This is a genomic window from Streptomyces sp. NPDC029169 (genome assembly GCF_055563935.1).
This window is the reverse complement of record NZ_JBVHXA010000003.1, coordinates 88172-114356: the sequence shown is the minus strand read 5'-3', so window position 1 is coordinate 114356 and position 26185 is coordinate 88172. Positions and strand designations below refer to the sequence as shown.

Annotated in this window: 25 protein-coding genes and 1 pseudogene; 10 read left to right on the top strand and 16 right to left on the bottom strand. The window is 70.7% G+C overall.

What is annotated here, in order from left to right; all coding sequences use genetic code 11:
- Position 1: 1 nt before the first annotated feature.
- Complete coding sequence (locus ACZ4VI_RS07235; protein ID WP_467997447.1) at positions 2-1516, bottom strand: cytidylyltransferase domain-containing protein; 1515 nt, start codon at positions 1514-1516, stop codon at positions 2-4.
- Complete coding sequence (locus ACZ4VI_RS07230) at positions 1516-2805, bottom strand: DUF6716 putative glycosyltransferase (RefSeq protein WP_467997445.1); 1290 nt, start codon at positions 2803-2805, stop codon at positions 1516-1518. The genes ACZ4VI_RS07235 and ACZ4VI_RS07230 overlap by 1 nt, the downstream gene beginning before the upstream one ends.
- 187 nt (positions 2806-2992) lie before the next feature.
- Here ACZ4VI_RS07230 and ACZ4VI_RS07225 point away from each other — a divergent pair, with 187 nt between their 5' ends.
- The 3 genes from ACZ4VI_RS07225 (at position 2993) to ACZ4VI_RS07215 (ending at position 7068) form a co-directional block, all read left to right on the top strand.
- The gene (locus ACZ4VI_RS07225; RefSeq protein ID WP_467997444.1) at positions 2993-3994 is read left to right on the top strand and encodes a glycosyltransferase family 2 protein; all 1002 of its coding nucleotides are present in this window, start codon (positions 2993-2995) and stop codon (positions 3992-3994) included.
- Positions 3991-5307: an alpha-2,8-polysialyltransferase family protein gene (locus ACZ4VI_RS07220; protein WP_467997442.1), complete on the top strand. Its 1317-nt coding sequence runs from the start codon at positions 3991-3993 to the stop codon at positions 5305-5307. The genes ACZ4VI_RS07225 and ACZ4VI_RS07220 overlap by 4 nt, the downstream gene beginning before the upstream one ends.
- Positions 5308-5913: 606 nt before the next feature.
- Entirely contained in the window at positions 5914-7068 is a 1155-nt protein-coding gene (locus ACZ4VI_RS07215; protein ID WP_467997440.1) for a calcium-binding protein, read from the top strand.
- Positions 7069-7217: 149 nt separating this feature from the next.
- On the opposite strand, the pseudogene ACZ4VI_RS07210 reads toward ACZ4VI_RS07215, so the two are convergent.
- The 3 genes and pseudogenes from ACZ4VI_RS07210 to ACZ4VI_RS07200 all read right to left on the bottom strand — a co-directional run.
- Positions 7218-7560 (bottom strand): annotated as a pseudogene (locus ACZ4VI_RS07210) (transposase); the annotation flags it as partial.
- A 73-nt stretch (positions 7561-7633) separates the two neighbouring features.
- Positions 7634-7786, bottom strand: a complete 153-nt coding sequence (locus ACZ4VI_RS07205; protein WP_467997438.1) for a hypothetical protein — start codon at positions 7784-7786, stop codon at positions 7634-7636.
- The gene (locus tag ACZ4VI_RS07200) at positions 7783-8343 is read right to left on the bottom strand and encodes a hypothetical protein (protein WP_467997436.1); all 561 of its coding nucleotides are present in this window, start codon (positions 8341-8343) and stop codon (positions 7783-7785) included. The genes ACZ4VI_RS07205 and ACZ4VI_RS07200 overlap by 4 nt, the downstream gene beginning before the upstream one ends.
- Before the next feature lie 218 nt (positions 8344-8561).
- Here ACZ4VI_RS07200 and ACZ4VI_RS07195 point away from each other — a divergent pair, with 218 nt between their 5' ends.
- Together ACZ4VI_RS07195 and ACZ4VI_RS07190 are read left to right on the top strand one after the other, a co-directional pair.
- Positions 8562-10943, top strand: a complete 2382-nt coding sequence (locus ACZ4VI_RS07195; protein WP_467997435.1) for a hypothetical protein — start codon at positions 8562-8564, stop codon at positions 10941-10943.
- Between the two features lie 575 nt (positions 10944-11518).
- Complete coding sequence (locus ACZ4VI_RS07190) at positions 11519-12259, top strand: class I SAM-dependent DNA methyltransferase (protein ID WP_467997433.1); 741 nt, start codon at positions 11519-11521, stop codon at positions 12257-12259.
- Between the two features lie 46 nt (positions 12260-12305).
- On the opposite strand, the gene ACZ4VI_RS07185 is transcribed toward ACZ4VI_RS07190, so the two are convergent.
- The 6 genes from ACZ4VI_RS07185 to ACZ4VI_RS07160 all read right to left on the bottom strand — a co-directional run bounded on the left by ACZ4VI_RS07185 (position 12306) and on the right by ACZ4VI_RS07160 (position 16923).
- Positions 12306-13074, bottom strand: a protein-coding gene (locus ACZ4VI_RS07185; RefSeq protein WP_467997432.1) for an IS5 family transposase whose coding sequence is annotated in 2 segments (ribosomal slippage) — positions 12306-12974 and positions 12976-13074 — 768 coding nt in all. Because the reading frame shifts where the segments join, the coding sequence is not laid out codon by codon here.
- Complete coding sequence (locus ACZ4VI_RS07180) at positions 13071-13475, bottom strand: hypothetical protein (RefSeq protein WP_467997430.1); 405 nt, start codon at positions 13473-13475, stop codon at positions 13071-13073. Before ACZ4VI_RS07180 ends, ACZ4VI_RS07185 begins: the two co-directional genes overlap by 4 nt.
- Positions 13433-14260, bottom strand: a complete 828-nt coding sequence (locus ACZ4VI_RS07175; RefSeq protein WP_467997428.1) for a MerR family transcriptional regulator — start codon at positions 14258-14260, stop codon at positions 13433-13435. Before ACZ4VI_RS07175 ends, ACZ4VI_RS07180 begins: the two co-directional genes overlap by 43 nt.
- A gap of 37 nt (positions 14261-14297) precedes the next feature.
- Positions 14298-14951, bottom strand: coding sequence for a leucine efflux protein LeuE (gene leuE, locus ACZ4VI_RS07170; RefSeq protein WP_467997426.1), 654 nt, complete (start codon positions 14949-14951; stop codon positions 14298-14300).
- A 174-nt stretch (positions 14952-15125) separates the two neighbouring features.
- Positions 15126-15320 (bottom strand): hypothetical protein, encoded by a 195-nt coding sequence (locus ACZ4VI_RS07165; RefSeq protein ID WP_467997424.1) that lies wholly within the window; start codon positions 15318-15320, stop codon positions 15126-15128.
- Between the two features lie 22 nt (positions 15321-15342).
- Positions 15343-16923: an acyl-CoA mutase large subunit family protein gene (locus ACZ4VI_RS07160; protein ID WP_467997423.1), complete on the bottom strand. Its 1581-nt coding sequence runs from the start codon at positions 16921-16923 to the stop codon at positions 15343-15345.
- 250 nt (positions 16924-17173) lie between these two features.
- Between ACZ4VI_RS07160 and ACZ4VI_RS07155 the strand changes: the two genes are divergently transcribed.
- The gene (locus tag ACZ4VI_RS07155; protein ID WP_467997421.1) at positions 17174-18007 is read left to right on the top strand and encodes a L,D-transpeptidase family protein; all 834 of its coding nucleotides are present in this window, start codon (positions 17174-17176) and stop codon (positions 18005-18007) included.
- 183 nt (positions 18008-18190) lie between these two features.
- On the opposite strand, the gene ACZ4VI_RS07150 is transcribed toward ACZ4VI_RS07155, so the two are convergent.
- Complete coding sequence (locus tag ACZ4VI_RS07150; RefSeq protein WP_467997419.1) at positions 18191-19255, bottom strand: hypothetical protein; 1065 nt, start codon at positions 19253-19255, stop codon at positions 18191-18193.
- Positions 19255-19923, bottom strand: coding sequence for an RNA polymerase sigma factor (locus ACZ4VI_RS07145; protein WP_467997417.1), 669 nt, complete (start codon positions 19921-19923; stop codon positions 19255-19257). Before ACZ4VI_RS07145 ends, ACZ4VI_RS07150 begins: the two co-directional genes overlap by 1 nt.
- A gap of 597 nt (positions 19924-20520) precedes the next feature.
- Here ACZ4VI_RS07145 and ACZ4VI_RS07140 point away from each other — a divergent pair.
- Positions 20521-21255 carry a Clp protease N-terminal domain-containing protein gene (locus tag ACZ4VI_RS07140; protein ID WP_467997415.1) on the top strand — a complete coding sequence of 245 codons (735 nt, stop codon included), beginning with the start codon at positions 20521-20523 and terminating at the stop codon, positions 21253-21255.
- Positions 21256-21329: 74 nt separating this feature from the next.
- Here the strand turns inward: ACZ4VI_RS07140 and ACZ4VI_RS07135 are convergent, their stop codons facing one another.
- The 3 genes from ACZ4VI_RS07135 to ACZ4VI_RS07125 form a co-directional block, all read right to left on the bottom strand.
- The gene (locus ACZ4VI_RS07135; RefSeq protein WP_467997414.1) at positions 21330-21881 is read right to left on the bottom strand and encodes a hypothetical protein; all 552 of its coding nucleotides are present in this window, start codon (positions 21879-21881) and stop codon (positions 21330-21332) included.
- A 59-nt stretch (positions 21882-21940) separates the two neighbouring features.
- Positions 21941-22570 carry a DUF4328 domain-containing protein gene (locus ACZ4VI_RS07130; protein WP_467997412.1) on the bottom strand — a complete coding sequence of 210 codons (630 nt, stop codon included), beginning with the start codon at positions 22568-22570 and terminating at the stop codon, positions 21941-21943.
- A gap of 121 nt (positions 22571-22691) precedes the next feature.
- Complete coding sequence (locus tag ACZ4VI_RS07125; RefSeq protein ID WP_467997410.1) at positions 22692-24335, bottom strand: beta-N-acetylhexosaminidase; 1644 nt, start codon at positions 24333-24335, stop codon at positions 22692-22694.
- Between the two features lie 238 nt (positions 24336-24573).
- Between ACZ4VI_RS07125 and ACZ4VI_RS07120 the strand changes: the two genes are divergently transcribed.
- From ACZ4VI_RS07120 to ACZ4VI_RS07110, 3 genes are all read left to right on the top strand, one after another.
- On the top strand, positions 24574-25077 hold the full coding sequence (locus tag ACZ4VI_RS07120; RefSeq protein WP_467998081.1) for a 2-oxo-4-hydroxy-4-carboxy-5-ureidoimidazoline decarboxylase: 504 nt from the start codon (positions 24574-24576) through the stop codon (positions 25075-25077).
- A gap of 225 nt (positions 25078-25302) precedes the next feature.
- Positions 25303-25683: a succinate dehydrogenase, cytochrome b556 subunit gene (gene sdhC, locus ACZ4VI_RS07115; protein ID WP_467997408.1), complete on the top strand. Its 381-nt coding sequence runs from the start codon at positions 25303-25305 to the stop codon at positions 25681-25683.
- 8 nt (positions 25684-25691) lie between these two features.
- Positions 25692-26171, top strand: a complete 480-nt coding sequence (locus tag ACZ4VI_RS07110) for a succinate dehydrogenase hydrophobic membrane anchor subunit (protein WP_467997406.1) — start codon at positions 25692-25694, stop codon at positions 26169-26171.
- The last annotated feature ends 14 nt before the right edge of the window (positions 26172-26185 follow it).

The window sequence follows — 26185 nt, the reverse complement described above, 5'->3', positions numbered from 1 at the left end:
CTTAGGAGTTGGGGGTGTGGAGCTCGGGTCCGAGAAGCCAGGCCGCGATCTCGCGGACGGCTCCGGAGCCACCGGGGGTGAGGGTCACCGCACGGGCGGCGGCCCGTACGGAGTCGTGCGCGCTCGCCACCGCGACGGGCCAGCCGACGAGGTGGAAGCACGGGAGGTCGTTGACGTCGTTGCCGGCGTAGAGGACGCGCTGCGGGTCGATGCCCTGTTCCTCGCACCACTGCTTGAGGGCGAGGTCCTTGTGGTCGATGCCGTGCAGGACGGGGATCTGGAGCTTGCGGGCGCGGGCGGCGACGACGGCGTTCTGCTCGGTCGAGAGGATCAGGACCGGCATGCCGGCGCGGCGCAGGGCGGCGATGCCGAGGCCGTCGCCGCGGTGCGCGGAGACGAACTCGTGTCCCTCGGAGTTGAGATGGACGCGGTCGTCGGTCTGGGTGCCGTCGAAGTCGAGGACCACGGCGTCGATGTCGTCGAAGGCGGGGGTGACCGGGTTGTCGAGCAGCGGCGCGAGCGCGCGGGCGCGGGCCAGGTCGTGCGGGTCGTCGATCTCCAGGACCCGTGCGGGGTCGGTGACGACGAGCGCGGTGTGGCCGAAGAAGCGGTGCCGGTGGGTACGGAAGCCCTCGCCGGCCATCGCGTAGACGGCCCCGGTCTCCAGATACTCGGCCTCCCGATCCTGCCGACGGGGGCGGTACGCCTTGTCGTGGTTGACGCCATAGGCGCCTGCGGGGCGGGCGGCGTCGGCGGGTCCGCCGACGGCGGATGCCGTGGCGGTCCCGGTCGCCGTGGCGGTCCCGGTCGCCGTGGCGGTCCCGGTCGCCGTGCCGGGTCCGCTCGCCGTGGCGACGCGAGACGGCCCGGCGGGGCCGCTTGCCGTGCCAGGTCCGGTCACCGTGCCGACGCCAGACGGCCCGGCGGGGCCAGTCCGCGTGGCGACGCCGGACGGCCCGGCGGGCCCGGTCGCCGTGCCGACGGCGGACGGCCCGGCGGTCGCGTCGGCGACGGCGCCCGTCGCGACGCCGGAGACGTGCGCGCCCGAGCCGTCCGCGCCCCAGTCGGTCCGCCCCTCGCGCCACAGGAAGCCGTGGCTCGGGGCCACCGTCAGGGCCGTGTCGGCTATGCCCGAAGTGACGTGGGCGGCGGCCTCGTTGATCTCCTCCGCCGTGATGAAGGGGCTCGTGCACTGGACGAGGAGGACCACGTCCGGGCGGCGGCCGCTCGTCGCCTCGAAGGCGTCCATCGCGTGCAGGACGGCCGACTCGCTGGTCGCCGTGTCGCCCGCGATCGACGCCGGGCGGTGGATCGCCTCCGCACCGGCCGCGCGGGCCGCCGAGGCGATCGCCGCGTCGTCCGTGGAGACGACGACGTCGGTGACCAGGGGCGCGCCGAGGCAGGCGCGGACCGCGCGGGAGACGAGCGGCACACCGGCCACCGGGGCGAGGTTCTTGGCGGGGACGCCCTTGGAACCGCCCCGCGCCGGGATGACGGCAAGCACGCTCGTGGTCATCAGAGTTCTCCAAGACGGCGGATGACGGGGGCCACGCGCTGCACGCCGTGGCGGTACGCGCCGCGCGCCGCCTCCCGGACGATCCGGCGCAGCCCGCTGTCGCGGGTCTGCGTCGCGGTCACGTCCAGGCGGTGGCGGGCGAGGATCCCGGGCAGGTAGCCGGGGGCCGACTCCGCTGTGTAGTAGGGGTTGATCGGGGGCAGCGCCGGCCCGGCGAGCAGCTCGGCGACCCGCTCACGCGCCGCGTCGAAGGCCTTCTCGTACGAGCCGTCCGAGGCGACGCCCTGCCGCGCCAGCCACTCCTCGTCCGCTGCCGGCCGCACGTCCGCGTCGAGCCGGTCGAACGAGGTCAGCAGCCCCGAGCCGATGAAGTGGTGGTTGCCGAGGACCTCGCGGACACCCATGTCGGTGAGGATCGCCGTGGGGATCCGCCGGTGCAGCGCCTCCAGGGCGGCCGTCGAGGAGACCGTGACCAGCAGGTCGGTGTGGTCCAGGACCTCGCCCATGTGCCCGTACACCAGGCGGAAGTTGGGCGGCGGGTCCAGGTCGCGTACCAGCTTCTGGTACGGCAGCTCCTCCAGGTGCGTCGTGTGCTCGCCCGGCTTGGAGCGGAGCTTGAGCAGCACCTCCCGCCCCGGGTGCAGCCGGGCGTGGTCGACGAGCCTGCGGAGCAGGTACGAGCGATCGGCGCGGGTGACCGGCACGGACGGCTGGGCGGCGAAGACGAGGGTGTCCCGGCCGGCCTCGGGGGCGTAGGGCGCGCCGCCGAGGAAAGGCAGCGCGGCCTCCACCACCGAGGAGGCGTCGGCGCCCACTCCTTCGTACACGGCGCGGAAACGCTCCGCGTCGTGGCGGGAGTTGGCGAGGACGACGTCCGCGCCGTGGCGCAGGAGGAGACCGTCGGCGAGCTTCTCGTAGACGACTCCGACATAGCCGGTGACGATCAACGGGCGGCGCTCCAGGCGCAGTTCGGCGATCCCCTGGAGGACCGCGCGGACCGTGCCACCGACGAGGGCGAGCACGACGAGGTCGTACGCCCCGTCCCGTACCTCACGAAGGAACTCCGCGCCCGTCACCTCGCGCGGGAGCGTCGTGGACACCCCGGTCTCGGCGAGCTGGCGCGCGGTGGGAGTGGCCCGACCGCGCAGGACGAATCCGGTGGGCTCCTCGGAAGCCGCGACAGCCGCGCCGGCCGCGATACGGCGCGCGGTGAGCGCGCCCCATTTCCACCGGGTGTCGGAGTCGGCGAGTACGGCGACGCGTACTCGTTCATGGGTACGTGATGGCACGTCGAGGACGCTAGATAGGCATTCCGTTCGCTGGCCCAACTGAGCCACAACAAACGGTGAACAGAGCCTCTCCGCGCACTGAAAACGAACAGGATCGGGGGCGGTTAAGGCGCCCGCCGCTTCGTGTTCACCGAACATCCCTCTGCCGGTCAGAACGAATGCCGGGGCGGCGCCTAGCGTCGGCCGGGTGGTCAAGCTCTCCGTCGTCGTGCCGTTCTTCAACGTGCAGACATATGCCCCCGACACCCTGACAAGCCTGCGCGCGAACGCCCGCGAGGACTTCGAATTCCTTCTGGTCGACGACTGTTCGACGGACGGAACGCCGGAGATCCTCGAACGGGCCGCGCGCGAGATCCCGGGGGCCGTTCTGCTCCGACACGAGAAGAACGAGGGCCTCGCCACCGCGCGCAACACCGGCCTCGACGCCGCCCGGGGCCGCTACCTCGCGTTCCTCGACGGCGACGACTGGCTCTCCCCCGGTCACCTCGCCCGGCTCGTCGCCGCCATGGACGACCTGGACTGCGACTTCCTCCGTACCGACCACGTGGTGAACACGGGCCGCGCCCGGTCCGTGAAGCGTGCCCCGATCGGGCGCCGGGGCGAGCTGCTGCGCCCCCGGGACGCGATCCTGCCGGCCAACCGGACGACCTCGGTCGACTATCCGTACGCCTGGGCCGGGATGTACCACCGGCGACTGCTCGACCGCGGGCTGCTCCACTTCACCCCCGGGCTGCGGACGGCGGAGGACCGGCCGTGGATCTGGAAGCTGCACCGGGAAGCGGATTCCTTCGCCGCGGTGAGCACGCTCGGAATCTTCTACCGGCGCGGTGTCGCCACCTCGCTCACGCAGATCGGCGATATCCGCCAGCTCGATTTCATCCGGGCATTCGACCAGGTGATCGAGGAAACGGCGAACGACGTGGACGCGGACCGGCTTCTCCCGAAAGCCGTCCGCACGTATTGCGCTCTCATTTCGCACCACATCTCTTCCATGGAACGATTCGAACCGGCGGTGGCGAAGAAATTGCGCTCGATGAGTGCGGGGGCGCTGCGGCGTATGCCGCAGGACGTGCTCGACGAGGCGCTGGCCTCGATGGACGAGGAGCGGGCGGGCGGGCTGCGCAGGCTGCGCCGCCGCCGCGCGGGCTCCTCTCCCTCCCCTTCCACGGGCGCGGGGGTCGCCGCGTGAGGACCACCCAGATCTTCTACGCCTCCACCCTGTATGGCGCGACGACGCTGGCCGCCGCCCTGGACAGCGGCTGCTTCGGCCCCGCCGACCGGCGCCTGCTGCTCGTCGGCAACAACGCGGCGGTACCGGAGACCACGCCCGCCCTCGACGAGATGCCCGGCTTCGAGCGGCTGCGCGGCCGCTTCGACGACGTGCTGTCCTGGAACGAGGCGATCGAGCCGCTCCACCCGGCGGGCTGGTCGCCCCGCGCGGACGACGTGCCGCTGCTCGAACGCCATCTGCGGCTGCTGTGGGATCTCGGCGACGACCGGATCGAGCTCGCCCTGGAGTCGATCCAGGTCGCGCCGGCGCTGACGATCGCCCGGCTGTTCCCCGAGGCGGTGCTCGATGTGTACGCCGACGGCCTGATGAGCTACGGCCCCACCCGTAACAAGATCGACCCGCTGGTCGGCGACCGGGTGCGGCGGCTGCTCCATCTCGACCTCGTGCCCGGTCTCGCGCCCCTGCTCCTGGGCGAGTTCGGGGCGACGGCCGAGGTGGTGCCGACGGAGGCCTTCACGAAGGTGGTCGCGGAGCTGGCGGACTCGGCCGGTCCCGCCGCCGGGGAGGAGGGCCCGGCGCTGCTGCTCGGCCAGTACCTCGCGGCGCTCTCGCTGCTCACCCCGGCCGAGGAGGAGGAGCTGCACGTACGGATGGTCCGCGGCGCGGTCGCCCGCGGGCACCGGCGGCTCGTCTTCAAGCCGCACCCCACGGCGCCGGACGCCTGGACGCGGCGGCTCGCCCGGGAGGCGGAGGCGCTCGGCGCCGAACTGACGGTCCTCGACCGGCCGGTGCTCGCCGAGGTCGTGTACCGGGAGCAGCGGCCCGCGCTGGTGGTGGGCTGCTTCTCGACGGGGCTGATGACGGCGCACACCTTCTACGGGATCCCGGTGGCCCGCGTCGGCACGCGGACGCTCCTGGACCGGATGACCCCGTTCCAGAACAGCAACCGCGTCCCGGCGACCCTCGTCGACGCGCTCGTCCCCGACCTGGAGGCCGCCGACGCGCCGGCCGCCCGGGTCCCGGACGGGGAGGCGCTGGCCGGCCTGGTCGCGGCGGTCGGTTTCGCGATGCAGCCCAAGGTCCGGCCGGATCTGCGGGGTGCAGCGGTACGTCACCTGTCGGGCCCGCTCGCGGAGACCACACGGCACTACTTCAAGCGCCGCCGCCTCACCGTCCTGGGCCTCCCGGGCGGCCTACCGGTGCCCCGCCACCCGACGGTCCGACGGCTTGCGCGGCGCGCACTGAAGCTGAAGCGGGCGCTGGCGAAGTGAGCTGAGGACGGGTGACGGCGCCGCACGGCCGGCCCGCTGCCGCCCCCTGGGCCTGAGCCCCGGGGACGGCAGCGTTTCGGCGCGGGCCGGCTCGCGCGGGCGACGACCGGCTCGGCGCGGGCCAGGTCCTGTTTCGAGAGCGATCGGCTCCTGCCCGCGATCAGGTCGGTGATGGGGGAGGCGGGAGTAACCGAGGCGCCAGGGGCTCGGGGGAAGCTCTTTGAGCTCCACGAGTTCATGCGGGGTTAGCTGTTCGTCGGCCGGTCCGTCCTTCTTGCCGAAGCGCGCTCGATCCAGGAGTGAACTCTAGGTTCAGCCACCTCAGCCCGGCCTTGACCTGGGCCTCGCTCAGGCCGGCCTTCTCGGCCAGCGCCTCCGCTCTGAGGCCCTGAGGATGCTTCTCCAGCACTCGGGTGATCTTCCCGGCCCACTGCTCGGCGTCCACGACCTTGGCTCAGAGCGCGACATACGGTGCGAACAGGACCGGGCAGGGTCAACTCACACCTTCTCGCCCTACCTCGGTTCCTCTCACCCACCGCCCCGGATGGGGGCGCTCAGCAAGCGGAGGTTGGCATGACTCCTCGTGATACCCCTGAGCCACGGCCCGTGGCCGCCAAGGGAAAGCGGCGCACAGCGGCGATGCTGTGGGCCGGTGTTCTCGCGGCGGGGTTCATCGTCGGTTCCGGAGCGCCGAGCGCCACTGCCCAGGCGACGTGCTTCGGGCAGGCTTTCACGATCGAAGCGGTGGCCGGCCAGGAGACCCTGGGGACTCAGGGCCCGGACGTGATCGTCGGTACGGAGGAGGCCGACACGATCGACGGCCGCGGCGGCAACGACCTGATCTGCGGCCTGGACGGGAACGACACCCTCATGGGCGGGCTGGGCAACGACCGGATCGACGCCGGCGCCGGCAATGACGGCGTGCGCGGCGACAGGTTCAACCCGGACGGGAACGCCGCAGGCGGCGGGAACGACATCCTGTTCGGCGGTGACGGCAATGACCGCATCATCGGCGACAGCCTTGCCTTCGGCGGCAACGCCTCCGGCGGAGGCAGGGACGAGATCCACGGCGGGAACGGCGACGACGGCCTGACCGGCGACAGTAGAACCGCCTTCGAGAGCGGGGGCACGGCCTCGGGTGGCGGCAATGACCGTCTGTTCGGCGATGCGGGAATCGACAGCATGCTCGGTGATTCCTCCTCGGCAACGGTGGGGGCCACGGGCGCCGGGGACGATCAGCTCTTCGGGGGCTCCGACCTCGACTTCATGGTCGGCGACAGCCAGGCTCCGAGGGATGCGCGCGGAAGCGGCGGCGACGACCTGCTGGACCTGGGCGCTGATGGCGGGGTCCTTGCCCTCGGGGATCACAACATCTTCGACCCCCAGGGCGGGACCGGGATCGGCGCCGGTAACGACCGGATCATCGGCGGAAGCGCGAACGAGGAGCTCATCGGCGACAGTTCCGTACCGGACGGGACCACCCGCACCTCCGCCGGCAACGACGTGATCACTGGTGGCGGCGGAGACGACAGGCTGTTCGGCGACAACGCCGGCTTCAATGCCGACTTCGAGACCACCACAACCGTAGGGACCGCAGGCGGCGACGACAGCCTCGACGGCGGCGACGGCGCCGACGCGATCAAGGCAGGCCCCCGCAACGACACGCTCGACGGCGGCACCGGTGCCCCGGACGTCTGCGACGGCGAGGCCGGCACCGACACCGCAACCGCCGCGTGTGAGTCAAGCCCGAACGTGCCGTAAGCGCCGACCGCGCCACGCCCCCGAGCCACCACGGTTCGGGGGTGTATCGGCCTTCAGGAGGCGGGGAAACGGCCGTCCTTGACGGCATTCACGAACGCCGCCTTGTATCGACGCGCGTACTGGATGGCACCAGACGGGCTCCACGTAGGACGCGCTCTGACGTGGGAGGAGTCGATCACGCACCACGACCAGTCCAACCGCGCGGCAGCGTTGAGTTCGGCAAGCAGCACCTCGTGCAGCTGCTGCCCACACGTCGGCCTCGTTCAAGTCCCGGAGTCTGGGCCAGCACGTCATCCCCGAACCGGAGCCGAGTTCCTGCGGCAGGTGCTCCCACTGGATCCCGGTGTGCAGCACGTACAAGATCCCGGACAGCACCTCCCGGTCAGGCAACGGCTTCCGCCCCGGGTATGGGAAGCACCGCTCGCGCTGCGGCAGCAACGGCTCCAGGCGATCCCACAGCTCATCGGGCACGATCCACGGCGCAGTCCCCACACCGAGCCGAACGCCCAACTCCCGTCCCGGTCATGGCCAGCAGGCCAGGTCCACCTCATTGTGTCAGCCCTTGTCAGCGGATGCTTCGGGCGAGGGCGACGACGTTCCGCTCGTCTCCCTCAACGGTCTCTGTGGCGATCTCGTTGTCGAGGGTCCCGTCGACCATGAGCCACTGCAAGGTGTCCATCCGGACCGGGGAGGCGCCTTGTCCGGTGTGGGCGGTCACGACTCGTCGTCCTCGTCCTCGTCCTCGTCCTCGTCGTCTTCGTCCTGGTCGTCGTCTTTGAGGTATGCGGGGTCGAGGACGTCGACCAGGCGCTCATCGATCGGCATACCAGAGGAGTCTTCGTCTTCCAGGATCCGGCACAGGATGTTCAGCGGGTAGAACCCCTCATCCGGCCCGGCATCTGGGAAGGCGACGCTGGGGGTGTCGAGGGCCGGGGTGTCCGCGGGATCGAACAGCGGCGGATAGCCGCCCTCGTCCAACGGCTCCGGCGTGTATCGCCACACCATGCCGTGGGTGCGGCACATCATCTCGCCGACGTACCACACCGCGCCCTGCACGAACGGGGTCCGGCGCTGCTCGGTGAGCTGATCCAGGCCGCTGGCGGTCTCGCGGATCAGGGTGTCGAGGACGTCGAGGGAGGCCGGGGTGAAGTCGAACAGCGCGGCGCCCCCGGCCTGGTCGGCCCAGGACGGGAAGGTGTTCCGGCGTTCCACCAGCCACGCCACCAGCTCGGGGTGACGGGTGGGGTGTTCGGTGGGGTTCACGTCGTCGCTCATGGGACGTCACGGTAGCGGGCCGCGCTGACACAAGCCCAACGGACCTTTTTCTTCACCGAGTTGACACACGCACACCGTGTGGAACCTGTTGCATCTGGCGTGCCGTCAGTGGCTAGGCTGGCCGGCGAACGGGTGGCAAGCCACGGGGGCCCTTACGCCGCCCGGTTCCTCTTCTGTCCCATGAGCCCCCACCCAGGGACATGTACGTGAGAACATCCATGACCACCCGCATACGGCGGCGCCTGACTTCGTGTCTGGCGGTCGCCGCGGCGGCGGGGATGATGCTGGTCGGTCTCCCGGCCGACGCGCAGGCTGCGCCCGGTGACTACGCCAAGGTCAGCTCCGGCGGCAGGTGCGACACCATGCACCTAAAGAAGCCGTTCCCCCGCACCCCGAACAACTCCGGCGCTCCGACCGGGCAGCACCACTGGACCCGGTCCGGCCCGGACGAGGAGTACTACTTCAACCTCTTCTACAAGGGCTTCGAGAACGTCCCCACCCCCACCCAAGCCGATCTGAACGCGGCCGGGTACAGCCGGGCGGACATCGACAAGTGGGACAAGGCGTACGCCGCGTCGAAGGACCCCGAGGACATGAAGCGCGCGATCTGGGCGCGCTACAACCGCTACAAGCGGGACACGAAGGGAACCCCGAAGCCGTTCGCCAAGTGGGTGCCCCAGCACCTGATCGGCGGTCAGCACGTCCGCGAGAAGGGCGGTGTCTTCGAGCGGAAGACCGTCCAGGACTACAACCTCATCGGGCCCGATTGGCTGTGTGAGGTGAAGGTCGAGATCTTCGACAGGAACGGCAACAAGATCGCCTCCCGCCGCTACGACGCGTGGAACCAACGGACGGGCGACCTGGGCGAGTTCAAGTCCAACGGCAAGCGCATCAAGGGCCAGTTCGCGAACGACAAGATCATCCTTCGCCACAAGGACGCGAAGTACGACTTCACGAAGTCGAAGTTCACCATGTTCACCGGCGAGAAGCCCAACAAGGTCACCACCCGCGAGTACAAGGCGGAGAACGACAAGCTCCGCGGCGAGCGCGGCACCGGGAACAACCCGATCCGGATCGCCGAACGCCGCGCGACCGCGAAGGGCGTCTATCCGCAGACGAAGTACACGAAGACGTACATGCCGTTCTCCCCCAAGCCGAACATCGGCACACAGGGGCCGATCAACTCCCTCGCCTACGGCTCGGGGAAGAACCCCGCGGAGGCCCGGCAGCTCCAGAACCAGTACAACAAGATCGACACCCGGGGTGCGCTCGGCCGCGGCCCCGGTGGCGTCGACTTCTCCACCCTGGAACTTCAGTACGTCGGCAACCCCGTCAAGGGCAAGGGCCTGGACTACTCCATGAAGGCCGACTTCGTGGACGACGAGGACACCAACCCGGGCTGGGGTGGTCAGGCGAAGCTCGAACTGGCCTCCGACGCCCTGTTTACGTGGCTGGCCCTCACACCGGACCGCATGTGGGTGAACCTTAACCCGGACCAGCCCGAGACGATCATGGACAAGGGCTTTGGTGAGACCGACACCGGTCGTGTCCTCCTCGAAGCCGACATGGAGATGAAGCGGGACTTCTCCCGCGCCATGGACCCCAAGAAGTCCCCCGGACGCGAGTTCATGAACGCCGCCCCCAAGGTCAACGGCGTCCCCTGCTGGGGGTCGGGCCGTAACTGGATCGTCCCCGGCCGGGCGAAGGTCCGCGAGCAGGACGGCGGCATCTACATCCTGGACGCGCCGCTGAAGGTCAACCACGCGGCGATGGAGTTCAGCACCCCGCCGAACGGCGAGCGCTGCGACACGAAGCTGACCAAGGCGGAGAAGGACTACAGCCACAGCCTGATCACGCGTCTCCTCGTCCCGCACGTGCAGAAGCAGATCAACACCGAGGCGAAGTACGCCGACCTGCGGCGCGTCTACAAGTCCCGCGTGGCCGCCGAGTGGATCCGCCTCCAGGACGCCAAAACGCCCACCGATTTCCGGCCCATCATCAACAGCAATGATCTGAAGCGGTGGCCCCTGCGTGCCCCCAACGCGGACTGGGACAAGCGGACCGTGTGGAAGGAGATGGTGAAGTCCTTCACCAAGGGTGACTTCACCTACGAATGGCCCCTCGCTGACGGGCGGATCTACACCTTCTTCGTCGGCGGCGTCGACTTCTCCAAGGCCCCCAAGCGGAACATCACCCCCGTAGAGTTCCAGACCCAGCACCGCACCCTCCCCAAGGAGACGAAGGACTCCGTCCGGGCGGAGACCTCCGCCCGGAACGCCGACATCGCGTTCCTCGGCGGGAACGGGTCGGCCAAGACCGACGACGGCAAGCCCGACCCCACCCCCACGCCGACACCGACCGGCCCCGGGAAGCCTGACCCGACCGACAAGCCCACCCCCACGCCGAGCAATCCCGACCCGACGGACCCGACGTCGCCGCCCGCCACCAGCGGGCCCGGCCCGAAGGACCCTGACGGCGACCTCGCCGACACTGGATCCGACACCCCCATCGGCCTCATCGGCGGCATCGCCGCCGCCCTGGCCGCCGCGGGCAGCGCACTCGTCTGGTGGCGCCGCCGCCAGACCCGCACCGAGCACTGACCCGGCGCAGTACCTGTAGGAACAGCAGAGGGCCCCTTCCCGCGGGAAGGGGCCCTCTTGTCCTGTGCCACCACAGATGCTCCGGCATCGTGTTCCTCGGCGAGAACGGGGGAAGCCCCCAGCGTCGGCGCCCACCTGCGCCTGAAGTGCGGAGGACGCTGCCGTTGGGCAGATGAGGAATCACGGGCAACAGCCGTAACCCGACCGCTCACCCACCGACAAGGCGCCGTCCCGCAGGCACACCGGCCGCCTCGCCAGCCCGGCCAGCACCGTGCTGGTGCTGGCCGGAGCCGGCGCTCATGACCACATGCCCTCAGCCGACCCGCCGCGCCGAGGTAGTCAGACGAGGACCTGCTTGACGAAGGTGATGATGGCGTCTGCGGAGTCGCTCAGGAAGCTGAGTCCGCCGGCGGGGCCGGTGTCTGGGAGGGCCATAGCCTGGGCGGGCATGGCGGCGGTCAGGATGATGACGGCGGTGGCGGCAAGGCGACGACGAGTCGTGGGCGGTGCACGCTGAGCCGCGGAGAACTAAATGCGTCGACAGCGCCCCTCGGCACCAGGCACAGTGGCCCGCCGTGACGAGCAGTGAACTGTGGACCCGCGCGACCGCCGACCGCTACGACGCCGAGGAAGCCGAAGCGTCCTCGGCTGCCGTTCTCGGACCAACCCTCGCCTTCCTCGCCGAGCTCGCCGGAGACGGCCCGGCGCTGGAGTTCGCCATCGGAACCGGACGGGTGGGAGTCCCGCTCCGGGAACGCGGCGTGCCGGTGGTGGGCATCGAACTGTCCGAGCACATGGCAGCGGTGCTGCGGCGCAAGATCGACGAGGGCACCCTCCCGGTAGTCATCGGGGACATGGCCACCACCGTCGTTCCCGGCGGGTTCACCCTGGTCTACCTCGTCTACAACACCATCACGAACCTGCTCACGCAGGACGAGCAGGTCGAGTGCTTCCGCAACGCCGCACGGCATCTGGAGCCCGGCGGCCGGTTCGTCATCGAGTTGGGTGTGCCGCCGCTGCGGTTCCTGCCGCCCGGCCAGGTCGCGGTGCCGTTCGACGTCTCTGAGCAGCATCTCGGCTTCGACACCTTCGACCTGGTCGAGCAGATGCTCGTCTCGCACCACTTCACCCGCGACAGCGACGACGGCCGCTACCGCCGCGAAAACTCCCGGCACCGGTACGCCTGGCCGGCGGAGCTCGACCTGATGGCGCGGATCGCTGGGCTCGAGCTGGAACGTCGCGTTGCGGACTGGGACGGGTCTCCGTTCACCCAGGACTCCGCGAAGCACGTCTCCGTGTGGCGCAAGCCGGCCTGAGGTCGGCAACCGGGCCATCAACGTTGGCCGTGCCTGTCTTGAACTCCTATCGGGAGTTCAGGCGTCGCCAGCAGATCGGTGCGCATCCGAGGGCGAGGAAGGCTTCGTGGATGTCGTCGCGGATCTCCCAGCGGATCCGCAGGCGGCGGAACCAGTGCAGGTGGGCGAATGCTCGCTCCACGACCCAGCGTTGCGTGCCCAGGCCCGAGCCGTGCTCGGTGCCCCGGCGGGCGATCAGCGGCTTCACGCCGAGATCCCGGACGAGGCGGCGGTACTTGTCGTGGTCGTAGCCGCGGTCGCCCAGCACCACGTCCGGGCGGCGCCGGAGCCGGCCTCGCTTGCCCCTCACCGGCGGCACCGCCTGAAGCAGCGGGATCAGCTGGGTGACGTCGTTGCGGTTGCCGCCGGTCAAGGTGGCGGCGAGCGGGATACCGGTGGCGTCGGTGATCAGGTGATGCTTGCTGCCCGTCCTGCCCCGGTCAACAGGGCTTCGTCCCGTCTTGGATCCCCCTTTCAATGCCCGTATGTGGGAGCCGTCGACGGCCGCCCGGGAGAAGTCCAGGGCGTTCACGCTGCGAAGCTTGGCCAGAAGGACTTCGTGAAGCCGGGGCCAGACTCCAGCCTCGGTCCACTCGGCCAGGCGGCGCCAGCAGGTCATGCCCGAGCCGAAGCCGAGTTCCTGCGGCAGATGTTCCCAGGCGATCCCGGTGTGCAGGAATGAACAGGATGCCCTGGAACACCAGCCGGTCCGGATGCCGCTTGCGCCCGGGGTACCGGGGCCGACGTTCCACCCTCGGTAGCGGCCGCTCGATCACCGCCCAGCCACGGCGAGTGCTGCGGTCAGGCGAGGCGAGATCGCGAACACCACGTACCCATCATCGCCCTGGCCGGTCACGATACGAGGCTCGCTGGCTTCGACGAGTTCCTCGAAGCTGCCGTCGGCGAGAAGGCACTCCCACTCGACCACAGCCTCTTCGGGATCGAAGTTGCCGAAGGAGAGCGACTCGAATGCGCGTCGCGGCCCGGCCTGAAGAACCAGAGCCGCTGACGCGTCATCCGGAGCCGCGAAGAACTCGACGATGATGCTCGCCCGAGCATCTTGCCGGACCCCCCACGACCATGATCGGCCGGACAGGACCTGGTTCGCGCAGGCGACGACCCGCTCGGCGCAGGCTAGTTCGCGCGGGTGACCGGCTCCTGGAGCTCCGTCACCCACTTCGCCTTGTCGTCCGGGCACTCCAGGTACAGCTCGCGGCTGTAGCCCTGGGACCGGTAGCCGTTGGCGTCGATCCAGGTGGCCAGGGTCTGGACGGTCGGCAGGAGGTCGTCCATCGGACCCCGGTGGACGACCGTCGCCGCCTCCTCAAGGCCCGGCAGCACGACGACGTCGACGCCCGGCACCTCCTCCGTACCCGCCGGGAGCGTCATCCCCGCGTGCACGACGACCGAGCCGTCGCCGCGGCCTGCGTCCTCGTAGTACGCGATCCCCGGGCCGAACCCGGTGACGCCCGCCGCCTCCAGGCGCGCGCACAGCTCCTCGTACAGCGGCTGGATGACCGGGCCGATCTCGCCGGGGCCGAACCCGGCCGCCACCCCGCTCAGCTCGGCGAGCCGCACCGGCGGAACCTTCTTGATCACGACGTCCTGCGTGGACATGTGTCCCTCGCTCTCGATGGCTCGGAGCCGCGCGCCGACCTGGGCCAGCCGTCCCGCCGCCTCCGCCAGGGCCGTCTCCAGCTCGGCCTGGCGCAGCCGCAGCATGCCGCGCAGCTCCTCCGCACCGACCTGCTCGTCGAGGATCGACCCCACCTGTTCGAGGGTGAAGCCGAGTTCCTTGAGCGCGATGACGCGGTTGAGGCGGGCGAGCTGGTCCGCCTCGTAGAAGCGGTAGCCGCTGTGCGGGTCGACATGGGCCGGGCGCAGCAGTCCGATGGCGTCGTAGTGACGCAGCATGCGGACCGACACCCGTCCGTGCCGGGCGAAGTCTCCGATGGTGAACATGACGACTCCTACGACACGGCCTCACACGATGTGAGGGTCAAGCGGTGCTGCTGAGGGAGAGCTTCACCGCGAAACCGAGGAAGAGCGCCCCGGCGGCCGAGGTCGCCCCCGCCGAGAGGCGCTTGCGGCGCCGGAATGCGGCGGCGAGCCGCGTACCGCCGAATATCAGCATCGTCAGATAGAGGAAGCTCCCGAGCTGAAGCAGGGTGCCGAGAACGAGGAACGAGAGCGCCGGGTAGGCGTAGCCGGGGTCGACGAACTGCACGAAGAAGGAGATGAGGAAGAGGATCGCCTTGGGGTTGAACAGGCTGATGATCAGGGCCCGCCGGTACGGGCGCTCGGAGGATCCCGCCACGGCCTCCTCCTGGCCCGCGCTCTCCTCACCGCGCGAACGCCACATCGACCAGGCCGCGCGCAGCATCCCGTACGCCATCCAGGCCAGATAGCCCGCGCCCGCGTACTTCACGATCATGAAGAGCAGGGGCGTGGTCTGAAGCAACGAGGCCGCACCGAGCGCGGCCAGTGTCATCAGCACCGCATCGCCGGTGAAGACACCGGCGGCGGCCTTGTATCCGGTCCGCGTTCCCTTGCGGGCGGCGACGGACAGCACGTACAGCGAGTTCGGCCCCGGCAGAAGGATGATGAGGACGAGGCCCACGAGATAGGTCGGAAGATCGGTGACACCCAGCATGAGGCGGAGTGTCGCACGTGGGTACGACACTCCGCTTCGGGGTTTCGCATGCCGGAAGATCGGCTGACACTCAGACCGCGTCAGGCCACGCGCCCCACCTTGGCCACGTGGACGGTGACCGGCGGAGGCGGCGGAACTCCTCCATGGCCCGCTGCTCCCACACCACCGTGTGGCTCACGAAGCCGCCTGCCGGTCCTCGGCCTCAAGCTGCGCCATGAACGCCTCGTGCGTCATCGAAGGCCCGGCCGGAGCAGCCTCGCGGGCCTTCACCTCCGCGAGGTCGGCCTCGTCCCGAAGACGTTCGAGCTCTTCCAGTTCCTCAATCGGAACGCGGGCCGCCGCAGGTCTGCGGGTGTGTACGTACCGCACTGGACCGGTCCACCGCGCCGGATCAGAACGCGTCGGTCGGGACGTACGTGCCCCAGACCTCGCGCAGTGCGTTGCAGACCTCGCCGACCGTCGCTCGCGCCCTGAGCGCGTCCTTCATCGGGTAGAGCACGTTGTCCGTGCCCTCCGCCGCCTTCTTCAGCTCCGCGAGCGCCGCGTCCACCGCCGCCTGGTCGCGTTCGGCGCGGAGCTTGGCCAGGCGTTCGGCCTGCTGGGCCTCGATCGCCGGGTCGACGCGCAGGGGCTCGTACGGCTCCTCGACGTCGATCGTGTAGCGGTTGACGCCGACGACGACCCGCTCGCCGCTGTCGGTTTCCTGCGCGATCCGGTAGGCGGAGCGCTCGATCTCGTTCTTCTGGAAGCCGTGCTCGATCGCGCTGACCGCGCCGCCCAGGTCCTCGACCTTCTGCATCAGTTCCAGCGCGGCCGCCTCGACGTCGTCGGTCATCTTCTCGACGACGTACGAGCCGGCGAACGGGTCGACGGTGGCGGTGACGTCCGTCTCGTACGCCAGGACCTGCTGCGTACGCAGGGCCAGGCGCGCGGACTTGTCCGTCGGGAGGGCGATGGCCTCGTCGAAGGAGTTGGTGTGCAGCGACTGCGTGCCGCCGAGGACGGCTGCGAGGCCCTGGACGGCGACCCGGACGAGGTTGACCTCCGGCTGCTGTGCGGTCAGCTGGACGCCCGCCGTCTGGGTGTGGAAGCGGAGCATCAGCGACTTGGGGTTCTTCGCGCCGAACTCCTCCTTCATCACCCGCGCCCAGATCCGGCGGGCGGCCCGGAACTTGGCGACCTCTTCGAGGATCGTGGTGCGCGCGACGAAGAAGAACGACAGGCGGGGCGCGAAGTCGTCCACGTCCATGCCCGCGGCGACGGCGGTACGGACGTACTCGATGCCGTCGGCGAGGGTGAACGCGATCTCCTGCGCGGGCGAGGCTCCGGCCTCGGCCATGTGGTAGCCGGAGATCGAGATCGTGTTCCACTTCGGGATCTCGGCCTTGCAGTACTTGAAGATGTCCGCGATCAGCCGCAGCGAGGGCTTGGGCGGGAAGATGTACGTGCCGCGCGCGATGTACTCCTTGAGCACATCGTTCTGGATCGTGCCGGTCAGCTGGTCCGCCGGGACGCCCTGCTCCTCACCCACGAGTTGGTAGAGGAGCAGCAGGAGAGAGGCGGGGGCGTTGATGGTCATCGACGTGGAGACCTTGTCCAGCGGGATCCCGTCGAACAGCACGCGCATGTCGTCGATCGAGTCGATGGCGACGCCGACCTTGCCGACCTCGCCCGAGGCGATCGCCGCGTCCGAGTCGTGGCCCATCTGCGTCGGCAGGTCGAAGGCGACGGACAGACCCATCGTGCCGTTCGCGATCAGCTGCTTGTAGCGGGCGTTGGACTCGACCGCGGTGCCGAAGCCCGCGTACTGCCGCATCGTCCAGGGGCGGCCCGTGTACATCGACGGATACACACCGCGCGTGAACGGGTACGAGCCCGGCTCGCCCAGCTTCTCGGCGGGATCCCACCCGTCCAGAGCGTCCGGTCCGTAGACCGGCTCAATGGGCAGCCCCGACTCCGACTCGCGCGCCATCTGTTGTGCCTCCCGATAGACCTGCTGCAGACCTACTGCCTGGTACCGACCCTCGCGACGGACTGTAGCGGCGGCCGTGCGGCGGGTGGAGAGCCGCACGCTGGGACCTTCCTCACAGCATGCTCCGTCCTTCCGCCGAGTGCGCAACCACGAGTGCGCAACCAAGCGGGCGTGGGAAGCATCCATACGTACACACGCTGATTCCGGGGGGCTTCCGATGCGCCGTTCGTCCGTCATACGCAGAGCACTCATGGCCGCGGCCGCCGTGGCGATCGCCACAGGCTGTACGGCCCAGGCCGCCGGCGGCGGGGGCGCCTCGCCCTCGACCGGCGCGCCGACGACTTCTTCCTCGGCGCCGGCCACGACCCCGCCGTCGAGCTCGGCCGCTCCTAGCGTTACGCCGACTACGGACGACAAGCCGTCCTCCTCCCCCACCTCCGCGCCGCCTGTCGCCAAGGTCCTGATGAAGGACGGCGACGAGAGCGCGCAGGTACGTGAGCTGCAGGCGCGGCTGCGGCAGATCGGCTACTTCGACCGGGCGCCCACCGGCTTCTACGGCTCGATCACCGGCAAGGCCGTCGAGGCCTTCCAGAAGAAGCGGGGGCTGCCGCAGACCGGCTCGGTGGACGAGGTCACCTGGCAGAAGCTGCTCGGGATGACCCGTAAGCCCACCGCTGAGGAGCTGAAGCCGTCCACATCCAACGCGCTGGACACGCCGGACCCGCGCTGTATGACCGGGCGGGTGATGTGCATCAGCAAGGAGACCCGCACGCTGGCCTGGATGATCGACGGCAAGGTCGTCTCGTCGATGGACGTGCGCTTCGGCTCGGAGAACACCCCGACCCGCGAGGGCACCTTCAAGGTCGACTCCAAGAGCCGCGACCACGTCTCGACGATCTACCACACGCCCATGCCGTACGCGATGTTCTTCAGCGGCGGCCAGGCCGTGCACTACTCGTCGGACTTCGCCGCCCGCGGCTACAACGGGGCCTCGCACGGCTGTGTCAACGTCCGTGACCGGGGGAAGATCGCGGCGCTCTTCGGCCAGGTGAAGGTCGGCGACAAGGTCGTCGTCCACTGGTAGGAGCGCTAGGAGCGGCAGGAGAGGGCGAGAGAAGAAGGGGCGCGGGTGGGACCGGGGGAACGTGTCCCACCCGCGCCGGTGCGCGGAGCCGAAGGTACGGGGGGAACCCCGGCTCACGCGCGGCCGATGACCAGTCGGCTCACTCAGTACTGCGCCGACGGGCCGAAAAGTGTCACACCTTGTTCATCGCGGGCTTTCGGTCTGGCCGGAGGCGCGGTCCTTGGCCGGGTCCTCTGCGGGATCCTTGGCGGGATCCTTCGTAGGGTCGGAACCCTTCTCGCGACCGGTCTTCCCGTCGTCGCCGCCGTCGTCGCGGCCCCGGGAGCCTCCTCGTTCGCCTTCCCCGGACGAGTCGCCGTCGCCCTTGTCGTCTCCCGTACCGCCCTTGGATCCGCCCCCCGAGCCGACGCCCAGGACACGGTCGCAGTAGCGCTGTACGGTCTCGCCGCTGCGGGTCGCCTTCGCGAGCCGGACCTGGGCGGCGGCGTCGAGGCGTCCGGCCCGGTAGTCCTGGCAGGCCTTGACGGCCTTGGCGTCGGAGAGCGCGCCGTCCTGGTCCGAGCCGGCCGTGCTCGTCCCCGGCTTCGGGGTGCCGTCGCCCTGGCCGGCCGTACCGCCGGGACCGGCCGTGGCCGGGGCCGTGGAGGCCGAGGGGGACGCGCCCGGCGAGCGGCCGTCACCGGAGGGGGCCGCGGAGGGCGTACCCGTGAGGGAGCCGCCGTCCGGGGAGCCGGAGGCGTTCGGGGAGTTCGAGGCGACCGGGTCGGGGGTGTCCACCGCCGACACGGATCCGGCCGGTCCCGGGCTGTCCGTGGTGAAGGGCAGCATGCCCGTGCCGGAGGCGACGGCGACCCCGCCGACCGCCACGGCGGCGACCGCCGCGGCCAGTCCGTACCGCAGGGAGCGGCCCCAGCGCCGGGCGGCGGGGACGGGCGCGAGCCGGACCGCGCCGAGTTCGGAGGCGGACGGAGAGGTCTGCGACTGGTACGCGGCTGCCGAGGACACGGCGAGGCCGCGCTCGGCCGTGGCCTTGCGGAAGGCGGCCAGGGCGGCCGCCTCGCCGGGAAGTTCGGCCTGCGCCGCGTGGGCGAAGGGTTCCGGGCGGGCCGCCGCGAGGGCCTGGGCAAGGCGTGCGGCCTCCGCGCGGGCGTGATCGTCGACGGCATCGACGACGGCATCGACCGGCTCGCCGCGCAGCAACCGCTCCGCGACGTCCTGGTCGAGCCACTGGTACTGCTCGTCGGCCATCACATGTCCTTCTGCGTCCGCGCGCGCGATTGCGTCACACCACCGGGGGCCGGTGCCGCCCCCGGCCTGCGACCGCGCTGCGGCGGTACGCCCCCGAGAGGGGCCGCGCTGCCGTCGCCCTCGGCGCCGAGGAGTTCGGCGAGCCGCTTGAGACCGCGGTGCGCCGCGGTCCGTACCGCGCCGGGGCGCTTCCCCAGAGTGTCGGCGGCGCTCTTGGCGTCCAGGCCGACCACGACCCGCAGGACCACGGCCTCGGCCTGGTCCTGGGGAAGTTGGGCGATCAGGTGCATGGTGTCGCCGGTGGCCAGTGCTTCCAGTGCCTCGTCCGCGGTGTCGGAGTCGGCGGGCTTGTCGGTGAGTTCGGTCTCGTCGCCACTCGCGGCGGGGCGTCTGCCCCGCATGCGGATGTGGTCGAGCGCCCGGTTGCGGGCGATCCGGGCCGCCCAGCCGCGGAACCGGTCGGCGTCGCCGCTGAAGCGGTCGAGGTCCCGGGCGATCTGGAGCCAGGACTCGGATGCGACGTCCTCGGCTTCGGCGTCGCCGACGAGCGTGCGCACATAGCCCAGCAGCCGGGGATGCACGGCGCGGTACACAGTACGGAAGGCGTCTTCGTCCCCGTCCTGCGCAGCGAGCACCGCGGCCGTCAGCTCCGCGTCGTCCCCCAGCACTCCCCACCCTGTTCGTCATCACGGCTGGTCACCACCGCCGCACCGTCCGGTACGCACGAGCACGCTACGTCCTCGGCCCTGGTGTCGTCCATGTCCGTCCGTCCTTTGTGCAACCTGCAACCAACTTGGGACATGGGGTGGTGTGACAGAAAACGGTGGTACGGCGCTGAAGGGAGTACGGGGCCGTGCTGCGGCTCCGGCGGACGGCGACCGGGGCCTCTCCTGTGGGGGGTGGCGGCCCCGGTCGTCTCTCGCATGATCGCCCTGACCAGGTGTTATCCAGGGCGCGGGGCGTCCGACGAGCTCCCGTGAGGAGCCCTGCCCTCACCGCGACGCGAAGCCTGGTGGCGGCCCCGTCAGCCCTTGCGGACCTCGCGCGGCGCGTGGCTGTAGTGCGCGTGGTCGCGCTCGAACACCCCCCTCCGAAGAGACCGCCCCCGCCCGGCCTGTCAGCAGTGGGCGCACTTCCTGGACGGGTGAAGTTCGTCAGCCTCGCATCGCCACAGCACTTGCAGCGACCTCTCCGCCCGCTTCAAGGCCCATCGAACTGTCAACCGATGGTTGACACCATCGGACTGTCAACCTAGGGTTGCACTCATGACGAAACCAGTCGGCATGACCATCCCCGTCCGGCTCGACGACCTCATCGAAGCGATCAAGAAGAGCAACACCGACGCGCTCGACCAGCTGTCGAACGCGGTGATCGCCGCAGACCACCTCGGCGACGTGGCCGACCATCTGATCGGTCACTTCGTCGACCAGGCCCGGCGCTCCGGCGCCTCCTGGACCGACATCGGCAAGAGCATGGGCGTCACGCGTCAGGCGGCCCAGAAGCGGTTCGTCCCCAAGGACCCGGACGCGGAGAAGATGGACCCGAACGCCGGGTTCAGCCGCTTCACCCCCCGGGCCAGGAACGTCGTCGTGGCCGCCCAGAACGAGGCCTCGGCCGCCCGTAACGCCGAGACCACCCCCGGGCACCTCGCCCTGGGCCTGCTCGCCGAGCCCGAGGGGCTCGCGGTGCACTGGATCACCGCGCAGGGCGTGACGCCCGAGGCGCTGCGCGAGGCGGTCACCCCGACGCTGCCCCCGGCGGCCGAGGAGATGCCCGCACTCATCCCGTACGACGCGGCGGCGAAGAAGGTCCTGGAGCTGACCTTCCGCGAGGCGCTCCGGCTCGGGCACAACTACGTCGGCACCGAGCACATCCTGCTGGCGCTGCTGGAGTTCGAGGACGGCGAGGGCGTCCTCACGGGCCTCGGCCTCGACAAGGCGCGGGCGGAGGCGGACATCGCGGCGATGATCGACCTGATCGCGGTGAAGCCGGCGGAATAGGAAACGACGACGACAAAACGGCCGGGTGCCTTCGGGAGCGCCCGGCCACCGTCGCGTACGAGACCGTCAGGCCGTCAAGCCGTGCGGGCCCGGCGGGAGACCACCGCACGGAGCACGCGGCCGCCCTCCGTGGAGAGTTCCCGGGCGCGGCGCAGGCCCGTGGGCCCGTGGGCGACCGACTCCAGGACCGTGCGCTGCCGGCGCAGCTCGCCCGCGAGGAGCGGACCGGCCCCGGTCGCGTCCCCGCCAAGGCACCGCTCGATCAGCTCGTCCGTGACCTCGGCGGCCTCGTACCGGCCGTGCAGGGCGAGCGCGCCGGCGGAGCAACCGGAGGCCCACGCGCGCAGGGGCCCCACGGCCCACTCGGCGGGCGCGGCGCCCAGCATCTCGCGGACGAGCCCGGCCGCCTCGTCGTCCCCGGCCGCGGCGCCGTCCAGCTCGACTCGGGCCTTGGCGACCGCCTCGCCCCACGCCCCGCCGTCACCGCGGGCGACCGCCGCCCAGACGGGCCGCAGCACGTCGCCGCCGTCGGGGGCGAGCACGGGCAGACACCGGTCCAGACAGGCGAGCCCGGCGGCCGCCAGGCTCCGCTCGTCGGCCAGGTCGATCAGTTCCAGCAGGCTCATCGAGGCCTCCCGTTGCGGACGCAGTACTTCCCCTTACTGCGCCGCCTGGCGCGATTACGTCACTGCGCGGCCGGAATCATGCCAGTGGCCTTGCGGTGCTGCATAGAGGTCAGACGGCGGACGAAAAGGATCGCGAGGACGGCGGCGGCTATGTCGACGGCGTACTCGAAGAGTGACACCCGTGTCGCGGTGACGTACTCGTCGACTGTGTCGGCCCGCTTGGACAACTGCGACGCGACCCGGCCCGCGATCGCGTCGACGACCCAGAGCGTCCACCAGCTGTTGAGGAGTGTCAGCTCCCACTTCCCGTCGGCCGCGTACGGCGACCAGCGGCTGGATCGCCAGATGTCCGCGGCGATCCCGTGCGGGATCCACAGGTTGGCGATGGGGATGAACCAGCCGCCGATCGCCCAGCCGGAGCTCCGGCTCTGCAGGTCGGGCGCCCATACCTCCGCGTTCATCCGCAGCCGGTGGAACCAGATGATGAACACGACGACGGTCGCCACGTACAGCGTGAACGCCATGCTGTAGGCCACGCTCACGTCGAGGGACCCGATCTCTGCCGGGTCGTCCACGTGGTCGGAGACCAGGACGCGGACGTCCAGCACGGCCAGCAGGACGTCGAAGGCGATGTTGCCGCCGAGCAGGGACACGACGGCGTACGACAAGCCGTTCGGATTGCGGAGCATGGTTGAGCGAACCCCCCACGGGTCAACGGCGCCCCTCCCCGAGGCGCCGGCGCGGCCGAGCGGCCGCCGCGAACGGGACCGTACGCCAACGGAAGCCTCCCGTCCACGGGGAAACCGCTGGTCAGCCGCGCACCCGCACCGCCAGCGCCCTGAACTGCTCCCAGCTCATCGCCGGCGCCCGCTCGTCCCACAGCTTCTGCGCCGTCGCCGTCAGCGGCATCCGGATCCCGGCTGCCACCTGCGCCTGCGTCTGCGCGCCCGGCACATCGCTCCAGACCGCGAACCGGCCACCCAGGATCTGCGGCCCGTACCGCGCCGCCACGGGCGTCTTGCCGCGCAGGACCAGCGGGGTCCACTGCTCGTAGATCAGGCGCCCGGTGGGGATCGGGAACAGGTTCGGCTTGCCGAGGACGTAATAGAGGTACGCGTCGTTGAGGTTCACGACCCTCCGGCCCTCGGCCAGGTACTCGGCCGGCGGCCTGGCGCCGATCTCCTTGCCGGTCCAGTACTCGACCTCGATGCGCTGGTCGGCGGTGACGACCCCGCCCCGGAAGAAGCCGTCGTTCCAGGCCTTCGCCACCTTGCCCGCGTCGCGGACGACGGCCGCCCGGTCGTTCAGCCAGCCCTCCGCCAGGTCCGCCACGCTCGCCTGGGGGCCGTACTTCTGCCGCGCCGCCGTGGCCAGCTGCGGATAGGAGGCCGACGGGGAGCTGACGGTCAGCGCCTGGTACTCGTCGGCGCCGACGTGGAACCAGCCCCCGGGGAACAGGCCGGAGTACTCGCGCAGCAGCTCGTCCACGAGCCGCGCCGAGGCGGGCTTCGAGATGTCGATGGCGCCCTGGCGCGGGGTCCCCTGGACGTTGCGCAGTTGCAGGTCCGGGTGGGCGCGCAGGACGGCGCCGAGGTGTCCGGGCGAGTCGATCTCCGGGACGACGGTGATGTGCAGGGTCTGCGCGAGGGCCAGGATCCGGCGCACCTCGGCCTTGGTGAGGTGCTGGGCGGAGACGATCTCGGGGTGGGTGTCCGACTCGATCCGGAAGCCCTGGTCGTCGGAGAAGTGCAGGCCGAACTGGTTGAGCTTGAGGTCGGCCATCTCGCGGAGGCGGGCCTCGATCCAGGCCGCGGTGTAGTACTTGCGGGCGATGTCGAGGTTCAGTCCGCGCTGGGGCTTCGCGGGGGCGTCGGTGACCGTGCCCTCGGGCATCGCGCCGGAGCCCTTCACGGACTGCTTGAGGGTACGGGTGCCGTAGAAGACCCCCGCCTGGTCGGGGCCGGTGATCCTCACCCGGTCGTCGCGGGTGGTGAGGGTGTACGACTCGGGGGCGCCCTTCCCGCCGAGCGCCAGCTCGACGTCGCCCGCGCGGGCGGGGACGGCGCCCCGGTACGCGATCCTGAGCTCCCCCGCGAGCAGCCGGCCCTCGTCGGCGAGCCCCTCGCTGCCCGGGGCGACGACGACGCCGGCCTCCGGCGTGGGGCGCCAGCCGGGTCCGCGGGCCGCCTCGTGCGACCGGACGGCGGGGACGGTGAGCGGGGCGGAGGAGAGGGGGTACGTCCGGGTGGGCGTGGGACTGGGCGGCGGGGGGCTCGGCGGCGTGGGGCTCGGGGGTGGGGCGCTCGTCGGCGCGCTGGTGACGGGGGACTGCGGGACGGGCGTGCCCGGTCCGGAGGGGGAACCATTGGCGCAGGCGGACACGGTGACCAGCGCCACCGCGGCCGCGAGAAGGGTGGGGCCCGCGGGGGGCCTTCGTATGGCGTACCGCATCATTCGGATCCTCCCTCAGCGGGTGGCGTGCGGCCATTCGAGGCAGCGAAGCCGAGCCGGAACGTCACGCATACGTTCCGAAACTCTCCCTTCCGGGTGAAATTCGCGCATCCGTCGGACAGTCCCCCCTCCCCGTCGATAACGTTGCGTCACACCCTCCCCACCTTTCCCGGAGTCCACGCTGACCAGCGACACCCGCGCCCCTTCCCGGAACCGGAACCTGGGCTCCGCCGCCCCCGCGATACCTGCCCAGCACGGCGACCCCTGGCACCCCGTCGGCGCGCCCATCGGTCTCGGGCGCTTCAACGCGGCCCCGGCCGCCGTCGCCCACGAGCTGCTCCTCTCCTGCTGCCACAGCCACCGCTGGGCCGAACGGGTGAGCGCGCACCGCCCGTACCCCACCCTCGACGCGCTGCTCGCCGCCGCCGACGAGGCCGGTTACGACCTGTCCGCCGCCGACCGGGACGAGGCACTGGCCGCCGAGTGCTCCGCCGCGCCGCACCCCGACGCCCCGCCCGCCGCGCACACCGCCCTGCGGGCCGCCCACGCCGCGTACGAGAGCCGGTTCGGGCACGCGTTCGTGATCAGCCTCGACGGCGTACGCCCCGGCGAGCGCCTCGACCAGGTGCTCGCGGGCATCCGGTCCCGGCTCGGCAACGAGCCCGACGAGGAGCGGGTGATCGCCGCCGACGAGCTGCGCCGGCTGGCCCGCGCCCGGCTCACCTTCAGGATCGCCGCCTCGTGATTCCGTCCGGAATGCGGCGATTCCCGCCCACGCGATAGCCCGTCCGGGGTCCTTCCGTGCCACTTCGATCACACCTATGGACCCCGCGCGAGCGAACCGACAAGTCGTCGCTACGATGACCGGGGCCGGTGGACCGTACCCGGCCGGGTTCAGACCGACATCACTGCGCTCAATTAAGTAGAAGATGGCGGCCGACCCTGATCCCCGCTCCCGGAGGGTTTTTCCGTGCCGGCTGGAACGCTGTACCGCGGCCGGGAAGGAATGTGGTCCTGGGTGGCTCATCGAGTCACCGGCGTCCTCATCTTCTTCTTCCTGTTCGTACACGTGCTGGACACCGCTCTCGTCCGCGTCTCCCCCGAGGCGTACGACGACGTGGTCGCCACGTACAAGACGCCGATCGTCGCACTCCTCGAGTACGGCCTCGTCGCCGCCATCCTCTTCCACGCGCTCAACGGCCTCCGGGTCGTCGCGGTGGACTTCTGGTCCAAGGGCCCGCGCTACCAGAAGCAGATGCTCTGGACCGTCGTGGGCATCTGGGTCGTGCTGATGGCGGGCTCCGTCTACCCCGTCCTCGGCCACGCCGCACGTGAACTGTTCGGGAGCTGACGCCAGAGATGTCCACTGACCTCACCAAGTCCGCGGTAGGTCCCGTCGAGGGTGGAAGCCTCTACGACGTGGACAACCCGGCCCCGTACATCGAGGCCCCCCGCAAGCGCACCGGCAAGACGCCGAAGGCGACCCGAGGCAACTTCGAGATGGCGGCATGGCTCTTCATGCGCCTCTCCGGCATCGTCCTCGTCGTCCTGGTCCTCGGCCACCTGCTGATCCAGCTCTTCCTCGACGGCGGCGTCTCCAAGATCGGCTTCGCCTTCGTGGCCGGCCGCTGGGCGTCCCCGTTCTGGCAGGTCTGGGACCTGCTGATGCTCTGGCTGGCCATGCTGCACGGCGCCAACGGCCTCCGCACGGTCATCAACGACTACGCGGAGCGGGCCAACACGCGCCTGTGGCTCAAGGGCCTGCTGTACACCGCCACGGTGTTCACCATCCTTCTGGGCACGCTGGTGATCTTCACCTTCGACCCGAACATCCGCTAGGCACGGGGCTGAGG

Excerpts from the sequence above, each read along its gene's own strand:
- ACZ4VI_RS07235 (WP_467997447.1), bottom strand. The coding sequence starts at position 1,516 with ATGACCACGAGCGTGCTTGCCGTCATCCCGGCGCGGGGCGGTTCCAAG.
- ACZ4VI_RS07200 (WP_467997436.1), bottom strand. The coding sequence starts at position 8,343 with ATGAGCGACGACGTGAACCCCACCGAACACCCCACCCGTCACCCCGAG.
- ACZ4VI_RS07195 (WP_467997435.1), top strand. The coding sequence starts at position 8,562 with ATGACCACCCGCATACGGCGGCGCCTGACTTCGTGTCTGGCGGTCGCC.
- ACZ4VI_RS07175 (WP_467997428.1), bottom strand. The coding sequence starts at position 14,260 with ATGTTCACCATCGGAGACTTCGCCCGGCACGGACGGGTGTCGGTCCGC.
- leuE (WP_467997426.1), bottom strand. The coding sequence starts at position 14,951 with ATGCTGGGTGTCACCGATCTTCCGACCTATCTCGTGGGCCTCGTCCTC.
- ACZ4VI_RS07160 (WP_467997423.1), bottom strand. The coding sequence starts at position 16,923 with ATGGCGCGCGAGTCGGAGTCGGGGCTGCCCATTGAGCCGGTCTACGGA.
- ACZ4VI_RS07155 (WP_467997421.1), top strand. The coding sequence starts at position 17,174 with ATGGCCGCGGCCGCCGTGGCGATCGCCACAGGCTGTACGGCCCAGGCC.
- ACZ4VI_RS07150 (WP_467997419.1), bottom strand. The coding sequence starts at position 19,255 with ATGGCCGACGAGCAGTACCAGTGGCTCGACCAGGACGTCGCGGAGCGG.
- ACZ4VI_RS07140 (WP_467997415.1), top strand. The coding sequence starts at position 20,521 with ATGACGAAACCAGTCGGCATGACCATCCCCGTCCGGCTCGACGACCTC.
- ACZ4VI_RS07135 (WP_467997414.1), bottom strand. The coding sequence starts at position 21,881 with ATGAGCCTGCTGGAACTGATCGACCTGGCCGACGAGCGGAGCCTGGCG.
- ACZ4VI_RS07130 (WP_467997412.1), bottom strand. The coding sequence starts at position 22,570 with ATGCTCCGCAATCCGAACGGCTTGTCGTACGCCGTCGTGTCCCTGCTC.
- ACZ4VI_RS07125 (WP_467997410.1), bottom strand. The coding sequence starts at position 24,335 with ATGATGCGGTACGCCATACGAAGGCCCCCCGCGGGCCCCACCCTTCTC.
- ACZ4VI_RS07110 (WP_467997406.1), top strand. The coding sequence starts at position 25,692 with ATGTCCACTGACCTCACCAAGTCCGCGGTAGGTCCCGTCGAGGGTGGA.